This window comes from Clostridia bacterium, assembly GCA_017405765.1.
Lineage (GTDB): Bacteria > Bacillota > Clostridia > Oscillospirales > RGIG577 > RGIG577.
On sequence record JAFQZS010000009.1, the window covers coordinates 20,372 to 33,006 of the forward strand.

Genomic DNA, 12,635 nt, shown 5'->3' on the forward strand with positions numbered 1-12,635 from the left:
CAAAAATCACCGCAAAAAGAAAACAAAAAAGCCGCAGCGATTTTCATTTCGCTGCAGCTTTGTTGATATTTTCATAAGTCCATTTTCACGATCTTCATGAACAGCTCGCGTATGCGTTCGTGCTTGCCCGTGATATAGAGATACCCGAACACCGCCTCGAAGCCCGTCGCCTTCTTATATACTATAACTTCAGTATTCTTCGGCACGGTCGCAGGCTTTGCGTTTCGTCCCCTGCGGAATACGTCGGCCTCGTCCTCGGTAAGCTCGTCCGCCATCGCGTCGTATATGGCGCTCTGCGCCGCCGCCGAAACGAATCTTTTCGCGCGGCGGCTCAATATATGCGAAGGCAGGCTTTTTTCGTGTATGAGGTGCTCGCGCACCATCGTTTCATACACGGCGTCGCCTATATACGCAAGCGTCACCGGTGCGTAATTGCGCGCCTCGGCGTCCGTTTTCGGCGCGTAGAGGGATATGCCTGTTACGCGTTCTCGTATTTCCACTTAACGCCCTCCTTCGTATCGAGAAGGATTATGCCGCGCGATTTCAGCTCGTCTCTTATCTCGTCGGCGCGGGCGAAATTCTTCGCCTTTCTCGCCGCCTGGCGCTCGTCTATAAGCGCCTGTACTTCATCGTCTATTGAAGCCGTTTTTTGGGTCACGCCGAGCCCCAAAACGCCGCAAAGCTCGTCGTACATGCTCTTTGCCGCTTCTATGGCAGTTTTGTTTTTCGTGTCGAGATTCATATAAGTGTTTATCTCGCGCACAAGGTCGAATATCACGCTTATAGCGTCGGCGGTATTAAGATCGTCGTCCATCGCCTCTATAAAGCGTTCTCTGAATTTTTCAAGGCCGTCTATGAATTCGCGGTCGCGTTCGTCGGGATCTGCGTCCACAGGCGCTTTTAATACGTATTCCATGTTCTCGCGGCAGTTGTAGAGTCGCTCAAGCGACGCTTTCGCCATCTCTATGGTGTCCGCCGTATAATTTATCGGGCTCTTGTAATGCGCCGAAAGCATAAAGAAGCGTATCGGCTCGTAGCCGTATTTTTCGGCCACGTCGCGCACGGTGAAGAAGTTCCCTAAAGACTTTGACATCTTCGTATTGTCCACGTTTATATAGCCGTTGTGCATCCAGTAATGCGCAAATTCCACGCCGTTTGCAGCTTCCGACTGCGCTATCTCGTTTTCATGGTGCGGGAACACTAGGTCCTTGCCGCCGCAGTGTATGTCTATCGTCTTGCCCAAAAATCTGTTTGCCATTGCCGAGCATTCTATGTGCCAGCCGGGACGACCTTTGCCCCACGGGCTGTCCCAGTAGGGCTCTCCGGGCTTTGCCGCCTTCCAAAGCGCAAAGTCGGCCGGATCGCGCTTTACGTCGGTCACTTCGATCCTTGCGCCCATGTCGAGGTCTTCAAGCGGCTGATGAGACAGCTTTCCGTATTCTCTGAACTTTCTCGTGCTGTAATATACGTCGCCGCCGCTTGCGTATGCGTAGCCGCGCTCGATAAGCGTACTGACGAGCTCTATTATCGCGTCTATATTCTCCGTCGCCTTCGGATGCACCGTTGCCGGACGGATGCCGAGTCCCTTCGCATCAATATAATACTCGTCGATATACTTCTTCGCCACCTCGGCCGAGGAAATGCCCTCTTCGTTGGCCTTTTTTATTATCTTGTCGTCAACGTCCGTGAAATTCTGCACGAATTTAACGCCGTAGCCGCGATATTCAAGATATCTGCGCAAAGTGTCGAATATGATGAACGGGCGCGCGTTGCCTATATGGAAAAAGTTATATACCGTAGGACCGCAAGCGTAGATCTTTACTTCGTTTTTGTCCATCGGCACGAATTCTTCTTTTTGGTTTGTAAGCGTGTTGAATACTTTCATTTATATACCTCCCTGTGTTTTAATAAAAAAACCGCCTCCGTATACACAGAGGCGGCATAAATATACCGCGGTTCCACCCTGATTTATAACTTAAACTTAGGCTAAGACCTGTAACGCGGTCAAACGTGGCGGGCTACTTAAGTTTCACCCGTCCGGCTCCCGAATGCACTTCACGGACCGCCGAGCCTTTCGCGCCTTTCACCACGCGGGCGCGCTCTCTTTGCAGGCGGCATTGTCCGCTACTCTTTCGTTCATCGCCTTTTGTCATTATTATGTATTAAAGTATATACGGTTTTTTAAAAAAATGCAAGCGTCACTTTACCATTTTTAAAAGCGCCCTGTTCTTATAAAGATAATCCACGCCCGACGCCACGGTTATCACAAGCACTATGACGTTCAATACGAGATTTACGCTCACGGGGCCTATACAGAGATGGCGCCAGCCGAAAATAAGCAGATAAATTATAACTACCATCTGCACGGTAGTCTTTACCTTGCCGAAATAGCTCGCCGCAATAACGCGACCCGAGGCCGCCGCAACGGTGCGCAGCGCCGTAACGATAAGCTCGCGCGCAATTATCACAGTCACCATCCACGCAGGCGTAAGCGACGCGTCCACGAAGCCTATAAAGGCCGCCGCAACGAGCAGCTTATCCGCAAGCGGGTCGGCGAACTTGCCGAAGTCGGTCACCTGGTCGTACTTTCTTGCAATATATCCGTCGAGAAAATCCGTCACGGAGGCAACAATGAATACGACGCAGGCCGTATAATATGACCATTCCTTCTGCACGAAGAAAAACAGCATAAAAACAGGGATCAGTATTATCCTGAAAAAGGTAATCTTATTTGCAGTTGTAATGGTGATCACCTCACATTCTGATGCGTCCGGCTTGCGGGACGTTTTACTTCCCGCTTTCGTCGGGGGCGTTGTCGGCGTCGCGGCCGTACAAGTCGTGTTCGTCTGCGTCAAGTATGAGAACGTTCACTATGTCTCCGGGCTTAAGCTCCGAAAGCGAACCGAAATATACGCAGCCGTCAATATCGGGCGATTCGGCGTAAGTTCGGCCGTAGTAAAGGTTCATCTCGTCGTCAAAGCCGTCCGTCATGACCTCCTCGGTCGTGCCGATGCGTTTACTTAGCTTCTCTTTCGATATGGCGGCCTGCGCCTCCATCAAGGCTTCGGTGCGCGCCGTCTTTACTTCGTCGGGTATCTGCGCGCGCATATGATAGGCGTCCGTTCCCTCCATAGGCGAGAACGGGAACGCGCCCAAACGGTCGAATTTTATCTTCTTTACGAACTGCATAAGCGCCTCGAACTCCTCGTCTGTCTCACTCGGAAAGCCCGTTATGACAGTCGTGCGTATCACCGCGTCGGGAAGAATTCTTCTTATATTGTCGAAAAGAATCTCCAGACGATATGGATTTCCCAGGCGGCTCATCTTTTTAAGTATGCGCGTCTCCGAATGCTGTATCGGTATGTCGAAGTAATGAACTACCTTGTCGCAGCCGCGTATTATCTTAAGAAGGTCGCCGTGTACCCTTTCGGGATACATATACTGAAGGCGTATGCGTTTTATGCCGTCTATCTCATTCAAAAGCGGCAGAAGGTCGCGTATTTTATATTCGTTGTAAAGGTCAATGCCGTATTTCGTCACGTCCTGCGCTACAAGGATTATCTCTTTCACGCCGCGCTCTGCAAGCATCTTCGCTTCCTCGACTATCTCCTCAACGGGGCGGCTTCTGTATATGCCTCGTATCTCCGGTATAAGGCAGTAGGAGCAGGTGTTGTCGCATCCGTCGGCTATCTTTATATAGGCGTAATGTCCCGGATTCGTAAGCACGCGTTCCTTCGAGACGGCGACTTTGTCGTTCTTGTCCTCAAAGCTGTCGTACTGCTCGCCAGCAAAGGCCGCCTTTACGGCGTTTACTATCATGTCGCCGCTTCCCACGCCCAAGAACGCGTCCACCTCAGGGAACTGCTCTCGTATCTCCGTTTCAAAAAGTTCACAAAGGCAGCCCGACACTACGAGGCCGCGCGCGCTGCCGCTCTTTTTATATTCCGCCATTTCAAGTATCGTGTCAATGGCTTCTTTCTGCGCTTCCTCTATGAAAGCACACGTATTTATAACTATAACGTCCGCGTCGGCGGCGTCTCCCACGATCTCAAATCCCGCGCCCTTGATAAGCGCAAGCATGCTTTCAGAATCGCACAGGTTCTTCGGGCATCCGAGCGATACGAGCCCCACTCTTATCTTTTCCATGACTACCCCCACATCATATTTTTTAAAATATTTCCCCCAGCGCTTCGCGTATATCTTTGTATTCGTGGCCCGAACGCAGAAGATAAGCAAAGAATTTATCGTAATCCATATCCTTTTCGTTTCTGACGGTCTTTAGCTTCTTTTTCGCAAGCTCAAGCGCTAAGGCCGTCATATCCTCGGGAGCTTCATTGTCGGCGGCGTCGAGAGCCGCTTCCCGGTCTACGCCCTTTTTCATAAGCTCCATCACTACGCGCCGCCTGCCGTACAGTTTTTTATTATATAAATAATACGCAAGCTTTTCGGCATATGCCTTGTCGCTGATAACGCCCTCGTCGGCAAGCTCCTCTACGGCCGCCTCGGCCGCCGCATCGTCAAAGCCTGCCCGCATAAGGCGTTCGGTGAGCGCCTGCTTTGATTTGTCGGCATGATCGAGAAGATTCAGCGCCTTTTTCTTTGCGGCGCGTATATTCTCGGCCTGTGTGACGCGCGCAAGCGTGTCCTCGTCAAGCTCGTCTCCCAAAGAAAGTCCGAACGTATCCCACACCTCGCGGCTCACGCCTATTACGAATCTGCCGTCGGCAAATATGTTTCTTCTGTTCGGATCTCCCTTTTGCGGTTCTATCGCTGTGATCATCATAGCCTAAATCTTATTCGTCATCGTCTGCGGAAATATCTACCGATACCTCTGCGCCTTTTTTGGATCCCGCCTTCTTTGCGCCCTTTTTGGGCGAAGAAATATTTTTAAGCGCCTCCGGGTCGGCCATTACCTTCTTTTCTATTTCGGCATAAAGCTCGGGATTGCTCTTTATGTATTCTTTTGCGTTGTCGCGTCCCTGTCCCAGTCTCAGCTCCCCGTAGGAATACCATGAGCCGCCTTTTATAACTATGCCCAGTTTCTCCGCAATATCGAGAAGCTCGCCCTCGCGCGAGATGCCCTTGCCGTATATCATATCGAACTCCGCCTCGCGGTACGGAGCCGAGATCTTGCTCTTTACTACCTTTACCCTGGTGCGGTTTCCTATTACCTCGCTGCCGCTCTTTATCGGCTCTCCGCGGCGCACGTCAAGACGTACCGACGAGTAAAATTTAAGCGCCATGCCGCCCGTCGTTACCTCGGGATTGCCGTATACAACGCCGATCTTCTGACGAAGCTGATTTATGAATATCACGGCCACGTTCGCCTTATTTATGTATCCTGCAAGCTTTTTAAGCGCCTGCGACATCATACGCGCATGTCTGCCCACATGAGTGTCGCCCATGTCGCCGTCAAGCTCTGCATTCGATACGAGCGCCGCTACAGAGTCTATCACAATGGCGTCGATGGCGTTCGAGCGCACAAGCGCCTCTACTATCTCAAATGCCTGCTCGCCGCTGTCTGGCTGGGAAACGAGCAGCGAGTCCATATCAACGCCTATCGCCGACGCATATTCGGGGTCGAGCGCGTGTTCCGCATCGATAAATGCAACTATACCGCCCTGCTTCTGAGCGGAAGCAAGTATATGCAGCGCAACGGTCGTCTTGCCCGACGATTCGGGACCGTATATCTCGGTTATTCGTCCGCGCGGTATACCGCCTCGCCCCAAAGCAAGGTCTATGGTAAGCGAGCCCGTGGGTATCACCTCAACGTCCTCCACTCTGTCCTCGCTCATTTTTATTACCGTACCTTTGCCGTATGTCTTGTCAAGCTGGCTTATTACAGTATCAAGCACCTTCTGTTTATTGGGATCCATGCTCTTTTCTCCGTTTCATATTATTTTTGTCATTCATTGCGCGCGCTGATTATCCGCATATTGCCTGACAGATCGGCGTACATGCGCGCATCCTTATATCCGTTTTCGTTAAATATTTTTACTATGCTTTCGCATATCTTTTTTCCGCCGCATTCGTCGCCGCTCTCAAAAAGCATAACGCCTCCGTGCGAGAGCGCATCCTTAAAGCGGCGCGTGATCATATTATAGAACATAAGCCCGTCTTCTCCGCCGAAAAGCGCGAGCGGCGGCTCATGATCCCTGACCTTACGTTCAAGCATATCGCGGTATCCGTCTTTAATATACGGCGGATTCGACACTATAACATCGAAGCTTTCGGGCGAAAGCTCGAGCGTTCTTACGTCGCCCAGGATAAAATCGGCATTAAGCCCAAGCGCCTGCGAATTTCTTTTTGCAACATTCAGCGCGCCTTCGGACACGTCGCAAAGCGCGACGCTTGCAAGCGGTCTTTCGTGCGCTATCGAAAGGCCGACGCATCCGCTTCCCGTACAAAGGTCAAGCACGCGGCAGGGCGCGTCATAAGGTATATGTTCAAGCGCTCGCTCCACAAGCTGCTCCGTTTCCTGACGCGGGATAAGCACATCGGGCGTTACGATAAAATCAAGACCGTAAAAACCCCGCCTCCCCGTTATATACGCCGAAGGCTCGCCGTCGGCGCAGCGCCGCACCGCCGAAAAAAAGTCGTCCCTTTTCTTATCCGAAAGCTCGTCGCGGTATTTACTTATGAGACCCGCCGCATCCGTATTTAAAACATGCATCATAAGCAGGCGCGCGTCCGGCCTTTCCGTAATGCGCTCCGAAAGCGCAAGCGCCTCTCTTACCGTCACCGTCCGCCGTCCTCCGGCGCGTCCGGCGTCGCTTCGTCGGCTTCGGCTGCATTGGCTTCGGCTGTGTCTGCATCGGCTTCGTCGGCTTCGGCGGTTTCGGATGCTGCTTCGCCCGCGTCTGCCGCCGCTTCGTCAGCTTCGCCGTCGGGCGGTCTCTCTGCGCCTTCCTTTTTCTTCGGCTCCGGCATTATAAGAAGCTCTTCTTTTTCATCATCGGTAAGGTCTTCTCTTACAAGATTTATGGCGCGTATCGCCACTTCTATCATATCCGGGTCGGGCTCCTTCGTCGTAAGCCTTTGAAGCCAAAGCCCCGGCGCGGATATTATGCGCGTAGCCAAATTATCATACTTGCCGGCAAGACGTATCACCTCATAGCTTAACGCCATAACGACCGGCATCAAAAGTATTCGGCAAAGGCTCCTTTGAAGAAGGTTGTCCCACCTTAAGAACGAGAACACGATTATGCTGATTATCATTACTATAAGCAGAAAGCTTGTGCCGCATCTCGGGTGAAAACGCGGATATTTCTTTACGTTTTCCACCGTCGGTTTTTCTTTATGCTCATAACAGAATATTGTTTTATGCTCCGCGCCGTGATACATGAAAACGCGCTTGATATCAGGCGTTTTCGACACTGCCCAAATGTAGAGGATGAATATCACCAGCCGCACCATGCCCTCAAGCAGGTTCTTGCCCACCACAGGAAAGCTCTCCCCCACCGTACCGACAAGGAACGTGGGCAAAACGACAAAAAGCCCCAGCGCAACTGCAAGTCCCAAAACGAGCGACACCGCCATAAGTATGCCGCCAATCTTATCGCCCAGCTTTTCCTCCATGAACGTCTCAAACTTTGACGGCTTATAATCCGGGTCGTCGAGCTCCTCAAAAAACGAAGCCGAATAATTTATAGCGCCTATACCGCTCACGAGCGAATCTATAAAAGCATAGACGCCGCGTATGAACGGCAGCTTGAATACGGGCATACGTTCCTTCAGGCCGCCCTTTAAAGACTCTACCTTCTGCGCAAACGTATTGTCCGGCTTTCTTATGACATACGCCATGCGCTCGGGACCGCGCATCATTATGCCCTCAATGAGCGCCTGTCCCCCGATACTTGTATATTTTATTTTTTCCTTTTTTTCTTTCAATTTTGCCACCTGTACGATTTAAAATTATCCGTCATTATATTATATCAAATGTGGTTTCGCTTTTCAATACAAAAGGTCGGCTGTATAATAATTTTAAAATTCGTTAATATCCTAGGCTTTCTTTGATCAATACCACTTCATAATTGCCGCCTATGGGCTTTTGCCACATGACGCACAGCGCCTTGCATATCCTGTCGGGGCTTTTGCAGTCATAGCAGCGGTCGGCCTTTGCTGCGCACGGCGTTTTTAAACTCATGCGCGCCGCGTTCTTCGGCGCGGCCACGTTTCTTGCCCGCGCTATCGCGTCCTCAAGGCCTTTTTCGACTTTGTTTTCACCAAGCACGAAATATACCTTTTCGTGACCGTAGAGCATGGCGGCAACGCGGTTGCACGTGCCGTCTATGTTTACTATCTCGCCCGCCTCGGACACGGCGTTCACCGAAGAGATATAGATATCGGCCGCATTTGCTTTCATGCGCATATTTTTAACGCTTTCGCCCTCGGGCACGCGCCAGTGCCAAAGCACCTCGTTATTCTCTTTAAGCTTTTCATAAAGTCCCATTTCTTCAAGCGTAACAGAGCCTCCGAAGCCCACACATTTATTTTGTATCTTACTTCTAAGATAGCCGGCCGCCATCTCCTTTGTATCAAAAAGCGATACATCGTATCCCAAAGCTTCCAGATTTTCTTTTAAAACGGTCACATCCATCTTTTAAACTCCTTAATATTACCTTTTTTGTATCTTTTATGGCCTATAATTATTTTACACTTAAAGATGTGCTCTTGCAAGGGGCTTCACGCCGTGATACCATAAGCATATAGAAAAGGAGGCGCAGGATATGGAACTTAAGGATTTTTTGTCTGCAATGAACGAGGGGCGCGAAGTTGATGCGGGAAGCGAGCTCCACCTTTTTATGCACCAGCTTTCCGAAGAGGCGCAGAGGATAACGGCAGAGCTTAACTCCTCGTTCCACACAGCCGTGGAGATACGCGGCCTTATGCGCCGTCTTACGCTCACCGAGATAGACGACACCTTTACGATGTTTCCGCCGTTTTATACTGACTGCGGTAAAAATATACATATAGGAAAGAACGTATTTATAAATTCAGGATGCAGTTTTCAGGATCAGGGCGGCATAACCATAGGCGACGGCTCGCTTATCGGGCACAATGTGGTGCTTGCCACGCTAAACCACGCCGAAGACCCAAAAAAGCGCGCAAATCTTCTTCCCTCTCCAATAACGATAGGGCGCGACGTTTGGATAGGCTCAAATTCAACCGTTCTTTCAGGCGTTACGATAGGCGACGGCAGCATCGTTGCTGCAGGAGCCGTAGTTACGCGCGATGTGCCGCCCATGACAATTGTCGGCGGCGTACCCGCGAGGGTCATAAGAAAAGTTAAAAAAGATTAAAAAATATTTCTAAAAAGAATTTGACAATCAATAAGCGTTATGGTAGAATGATATAGCCGTTATGCGGAGAGGTGTCCGAGCGGTTTAAGGAGCCGGTCTTGAAAACCGGTGACGCGCAAGCGCCGCGAGTTCGAATCTCGCCCTCTCCGCCAACACCTAAAAAAAAGAATTATGCGGCTATTTAAGTTATGAAGGGATGATGCCTCGGTGGATATAGCTAAACAGATAATCGCAGTAGTCATCCTCGGTTGGAGCATATGGTACATAGCAAAGCCGATAAACGTAATAAAGGGCGGCCAGTTTGAGAAGCATCTCTACAAGCGTCCCAACCGCACTCGCATAATCTGGGCAATCAGGATAACGGGCATTTTAGGCGTAGGAGTTGCGATATTCCTGTTTTTCAGCGATTATTTCCTTGGTTTGATGAATTAGTTTAAATATATAGAAAACACATATTCGGAGAAGTACTCAAGTAGGCCGAAGAGGCGCCCCTGCTAAGGGTGTAGGTCGGGAAACCGGCGCGGGGGTTCAAATCCCCCCTTCTCCGCCATCAAAAGGGTACGAAAAAGATGTGCCCGGCAGAAAGCCCGATTTTATCGGGCTTTTCTGCTGCCCAAATGCCGTTTTTCGTAGTTTCAAATTCGTAGATGAAAAAGCGGCTTTTCCCTTTAAAGATAGATACGGATTCAAGTAACAACTGAATACAGTTGTTGCCCTCGCAGCCAATCGTTTTGAAAAGAAACGATTGGCTCTTTTTTTATTTCACAGACAAGGATGAAGACCATGATCTTTTCAGATTCACCCCATCAAAAAGCATTGGAACGGATGATGACAGCCATTCCGAGATTTCGGCCCAAAGAAGGCGGCATAATGGTGCTTCACCATTTTGAGTACATGACAGAAATGTGCAACTGTCGACACTGACCATATTACAATGGAAAAAGAAAATGCACAGCCAGCCAGTATCCATGCTTTGAGGAACGGATCGCTGCCGGATACTGATAAACCCCATATCCCGCATCAATTCGGATACCATCTCTCTTGAAGCACGGATCCCGCTTTCCTTCATGACGGCACAGAGCTTTGCAGCGCCAAATATCTGGCGGCTGTCGTCGTAGTAGCGAGATGTAATGATGGACTTCTCGCTTTCAGTGTATTTGTTCATGCTATCAACTCCTTCAAAAATAGAGTGTAGCACAACCAGTTTGATATTTTATCCTGATGTCAGATTTTCTCATGTTTGTCGCAATCATAGCGGCATTTTCAAGATAATTTCTTTCGGCCTCTTGAAAAACAGAGAGAAACGCGGTATTATTATGGTAAAGAAATTTACCGTAAAGGAATTGACCTAAAGATGAGTGTCGTGGCGAAAGAGAATAAGAAGAACGCATATCTATACTGCAAGTTTCGTGATGAGCAGTTTGCCTTGTATGATGAATACGCCAAACGTCACGGCATGCTGATGAAGACGCTGCTGGTAGTCAACGCGCTTTACTATGCGCAGGAGGGGTTGACGCAGACGAACATCTGCGGGCGCACCTTCCAATCAAAGCAGACGGTCAATCTGATCATCAAGAACCTGCTTGCGGAGGGTTATGTAACGGTAACGGAGGTGCCGGAAAACAAGCGAAACAAGATCGTTTGTATGACAGAAGCAGGGCGCGGATATTGCGAAAAGGTCGTGCGTCATATCACGTGGGCAGAGGATACGGCAATGTCCATGTTTACGCCGGAGGAACAAAAGACGCTCATTGATCTGTCCCGTACGTTTACAAAGAATCTGACCATGCTGATGAACCAGGAAACGGAGGAAAACTGAAATGGATTTCTATGATGTGATCGATCAAAGAAGGACTGTAAGAGAATTCCTTGACAAAGAGGTCGATTTTGAGGCGATCCGGCGCATTCTGGAAGCAGGCAACAAAGCGCCGACGTGGAACCACAACCGCAACTGGAGCTATATCGTACTGCGAACCGACGAGGAAAAAGAATGCGCTTTTGAGTATGCTAAGAAGATCGCGAACAAATTCGATGCTGATGCGTATTTGAACAGGCCAAAGCCCTATCCGACCACGCTTGCGCAGAAAATGTACGCCTACGCGATGCCAAGGCAGTTCACCATGCTCAAGAACGCACCGTACGTGATCGTTCCCGTGTTCAAATGCAAGGATCCAAACGGCGCATACGTGTCCAAGCTGAATCCGTTTTCTACGATCTGGTGCGTGATCGAGAACATCTTCCTCGCAGCAACTGCCGAAGGACTCGCCTGCTCCATGCGGATTCCGCTCAATGAAGAGCATGATATTGTAAAAAAGAAGCTCAAGGTGCCTCCGACGTATATGATACCTGTGTTTATCGGTATCGGATACGCCGATCCGGATGAAACGGTGCTGGAGCAGAACGTAGCAGACCTTGACAAGCAGATCCATTACGGCAGGTGGAAGTAATATGGAACCGATCATCAGAGAAATCAAAGTCAAAAGCGTACTCACCAAGTCCAATCTTCCGGTAAGCGACTATTCGGTCAATCCCTATGTGGGCTGTACACATGCCTGCAAGTATTGCTATGCCAGCTTTATGAAGCGCTTTACCAATCACGTTGAGCCGTGGGGCAAATTTCTGGACGTGAAATACTGGCCGGAGATCAAGCGCCCTGAGAAGTATGACGGGAAAGAACTGTTCTTCGGCTCGGTGACCGATCCGTACAATCCGCAGGAGGAAATCTATCAGCGTACACGCACGCTGCTGGAGCAGCTTCAGGACAGCGGGATCAAGCTCAGCATTCAAACGAAATCCGATCTGGTGCTGCGAGATCTTGATCTCATCAAAACCTTTCCCGGCGCAAGAGTCGGCTTCTCCATCAATACGCTGGATGAAGCTTTCAAGGACGATATGGACAGCGCCGTTAGCATTGAGCGCCGCATTGCGGCCATGAAGACGCTGCACGACGCAGGCATCCGTACCACCTGCTTCATCTCGCCGATCTTTCCCGGCATCACGGACTGCGAGGCAATCATAGACCGAGTAAAAGATCAATGCAATCTCGTTTGGCTGGAAAATTTGAATCTGCGCGGCAGCTACAAGGCTGTGATTCTCGATTATATAAGAGAGAAACGCCCTGATCTCGTACCGCTGTACGATGAGATCTACAATCACGGCAGCCGCCTGTATTGGGAAGCGCTTGACGCGAGCGTACGCGAATATGCTGCTGCAAACGAACTTGATTACGTGCGCAACGACGACAGTATGAAAAATCCCTTCGAAGCGCCGCCTGTGATCGTCAATTTCTTCTATCACGAAGAAATCAAAAAATCCGCGAAGAAAGGGAAATGA

15 protein-coding genes and 2 tRNA genes are annotated in these 12,635 nt (G+C 50.0%); 7 read left to right on the forward strand and 10 right to left on the reverse strand.

Going from position 1 to position 12,635, the window contains the following annotated elements:
* Window positions 1-71 precede the first annotated feature (71 nt).
* From IJG50_02250 to IJG50_02290, 9 genes are all read right to left on the reverse strand, one after another.
* A complete protein-coding gene (locus tag IJG50_02250) occupies window positions 72-383 on the reverse strand; it encodes a Mini-ribonuclease 3 (GenBank protein MBQ3378668.1) in 312 nt (103 codons plus the stop codon).
* A 95-nt stretch (window positions 384-478) separates the two neighbouring features.
* A complete protein-coding gene (gene cysS, locus IJG50_02255; GenBank protein ID MBQ3378669.1) occupies window positions 479-1,885 on the reverse strand; it encodes a cysteine--tRNA ligase in 1,407 nt (468 codons plus the stop codon).
* Window positions 1,886-2,198: 313 nt separating this feature from the next.
* Window positions 2,199-2,744, reverse strand: coding sequence for a CDP-diacylglycerol--glycerol-3-phosphate 3-phosphatidyltransferase (gene pgsA / locus IJG50_02260; protein MBQ3378670.1), 546 nt, complete (start codon window positions 2,742-2,744; stop codon window positions 2,199-2,201).
* A 43-nt stretch (window positions 2,745-2,787) separates the two neighbouring features.
* A complete protein-coding gene (gene rimO, locus IJG50_02265; protein ID MBQ3378671.1) occupies window positions 2,788-4,146 on the reverse strand; it encodes a 30S ribosomal protein S12 methylthiotransferase RimO in 1,359 nt (452 codons plus the stop codon).
* A gap of 22 nt (window positions 4,147-4,168) precedes the next feature.
* Window positions 4,169-4,783 (reverse strand): regulatory protein RecX, encoded by a 615-nt coding sequence (locus IJG50_02270; protein MBQ3378672.1) that lies wholly within the window; start codon window positions 4,781-4,783, stop codon window positions 4,169-4,171.
* A 10-nt stretch (window positions 4,784-4,793) separates the two neighbouring features.
* Entirely contained in the window at window positions 4,794-5,876 is a 1,083-nt protein-coding gene (recA, locus tag IJG50_02275) for a recombinase RecA (protein MBQ3378673.1), read from the reverse strand.
* Window positions 5,877-5,905: 29 nt separating this feature from the next.
* On the reverse strand, window positions 5,906-6,742 hold the full coding sequence (prmC, locus tag IJG50_02280) for a peptide chain release factor N(5)-glutamine methyltransferase (GenBank protein ID MBQ3378674.1): 837 nt from the start codon (window positions 6,740-6,742) through the stop codon (window positions 5,906-5,908).
* Window positions 6,739-7,824, reverse strand: coding sequence for a DUF1385 domain-containing protein (locus IJG50_02285; GenBank protein MBQ3378675.1), 1,086 nt, complete (start codon window positions 7,822-7,824; stop codon window positions 6,739-6,741). The genes prmC and IJG50_02285 overlap by 4 nt, the downstream gene beginning before the upstream one ends.
* A gap of 169 nt (window positions 7,825-7,993) precedes the next feature.
* The gene (locus tag IJG50_02290; GenBank protein ID MBQ3378676.1) at window positions 7,994-8,599 is read right to left on the reverse strand and encodes a lactate utilization protein; all 606 of its coding nucleotides are present in this window, start codon (window positions 8,597-8,599) and stop codon (window positions 7,994-7,996) included.
* 130 nt (window positions 8,600-8,729) lie between these two features.
* On the opposite strand from IJG50_02290, the gene IJG50_02295 reads away from it, so the two are divergent.
* The 4 genes from IJG50_02295 (at window position 8,730) to IJG50_02310 (ending at window position 9,852) form a co-directional block, all read left to right on the forward strand.
* Window positions 8,730-9,302 carry a sugar O-acetyltransferase gene (locus IJG50_02295; GenBank protein ID MBQ3378677.1) on the forward strand — a complete coding sequence of 191 codons (573 nt, stop codon included), beginning with the start codon at window positions 8,730-8,732 and terminating at the stop codon, window positions 9,300-9,302.
* 65 nt (window positions 9,303-9,367) lie between these two features.
* A tRNA-Ser gene (locus IJG50_02300) sits at window positions 9,368-9,454 on the forward strand.
* Window positions 9,455-9,509: 55 nt separating this feature from the next.
* Entirely contained in the window at window positions 9,510-9,734 is a 225-nt protein-coding gene (locus tag IJG50_02305; protein MBQ3378678.1) for a hypothetical protein, read from the forward strand.
* Window positions 9,735-9,760: 26 nt separating this feature from the next.
* A tRNA-Ser gene (locus IJG50_02310) sits at window positions 9,761-9,852 on the forward strand.
* Window positions 9,853-10,059: 207 nt separating this feature from the next.
* Here IJG50_02310 and IJG50_02315 read toward each other — a convergent pair.
* Window positions 10,060-10,467, reverse strand: a complete 408-nt coding sequence (locus IJG50_02315) for a transposase (GenBank protein ID MBQ3378679.1) — start codon at window positions 10,465-10,467, stop codon at window positions 10,060-10,062.
* Between the two features lie 189 nt (window positions 10,468-10,656).
* Here IJG50_02315 and IJG50_02320 point away from each other — a divergent pair, with 189 nt between their 5' ends.
* The 3 genes from IJG50_02320 to IJG50_02330 are packed head-to-tail and all read left to right on the forward strand — an operon-like array spanning window position 10,657 to window position 12,635.
* Window positions 10,657-11,121 (forward strand): winged helix DNA-binding protein, encoded by a 465-nt coding sequence (locus IJG50_02320; GenBank protein MBQ3378680.1) that lies wholly within the window; start codon window positions 10,657-10,659, stop codon window positions 11,119-11,121.
* A 1-nt stretch (window position 11,122) separates the two neighbouring features.
* Entirely contained in the window at window positions 11,123-11,749 is a 627-nt protein-coding gene (locus tag IJG50_02325; GenBank protein MBQ3378681.1) for a nitroreductase family protein, read from the forward strand.
* Between the two features lies 1 nt (window position 11,750).
* Window positions 11,751-12,635, forward strand: coding sequence for a radical SAM mobile pair protein B (locus tag IJG50_02330; GenBank protein MBQ3378682.1), 885 nt, complete (start codon window positions 11,751-11,753; stop codon window positions 12,633-12,635).

Excerpts from the sequence above, each read along its gene's own strand:
- IJG50_02250 (MBQ3378668.1), bottom strand. The coding sequence starts at position 383 with ATGGTGCGCGAGCACCTCATACACGAAAAAAGCCTGCCTTCGCATATA.
- cysS (MBQ3378669.1), bottom strand. The coding sequence starts at position 1,885 with ATGAAAGTATTCAACACGCTTACAAACCAAAAAGAAGAATTCGTGCCG.
- rimO (MBQ3378671.1), bottom strand. The coding sequence starts at position 4,146 with ATGGAAAAGATAAGAGTGGGGCTCGTATCGCTCGGATGCCCGAAGAAC.
- IJG50_02270 (MBQ3378672.1), bottom strand. The coding sequence starts at position 4,783 with ATGATGATCACAGCGATAGAACCGCAAAAGGGAGATCCGAACAGAAGA.
- recA (MBQ3378673.1), bottom strand. The coding sequence starts at position 5,876 with ATGGATCCCAATAAACAGAAGGTGCTTGATACTGTAATAAGCCAGCTT.
- IJG50_02285 (MBQ3378675.1), bottom strand. The coding sequence starts at position 7,824 with ATGATGCGCGGTCCCGAGCGCATGGCGTATGTCATAAGAAAGCCGGAC.
- IJG50_02290 (MBQ3378676.1), bottom strand. The coding sequence starts at position 8,599 with ATGGATGTGACCGTTTTAAAAGAAAATCTGGAAGCTTTGGGATACGAT.
- IJG50_02295 (MBQ3378677.1), top strand. The coding sequence starts at position 8,730 with ATGGAACTTAAGGATTTTTTGTCTGCAATGAACGAGGGGCGCGAAGTT.
- IJG50_02315 (MBQ3378679.1), bottom strand. The coding sequence starts at position 10,467 with ATGAACAAATACACTGAAAGCGAGAAGTCCATCATTACATCTCGCTAC.
- IJG50_02320 (MBQ3378680.1), top strand. The coding sequence starts at position 10,657 with ATGAGTGTCGTGGCGAAAGAGAATAAGAAGAACGCATATCTATACTGC.
- IJG50_02325 (MBQ3378681.1), top strand. The coding sequence starts at position 11,123 with ATGGATTTCTATGATGTGATCGATCAAAGAAGGACTGTAAGAGAATTC.
- IJG50_02330 (MBQ3378682.1), top strand. The coding sequence starts at position 11,751 with ATGGAACCGATCATCAGAGAAATCAAAGTCAAAAGCGTACTCACCAAG.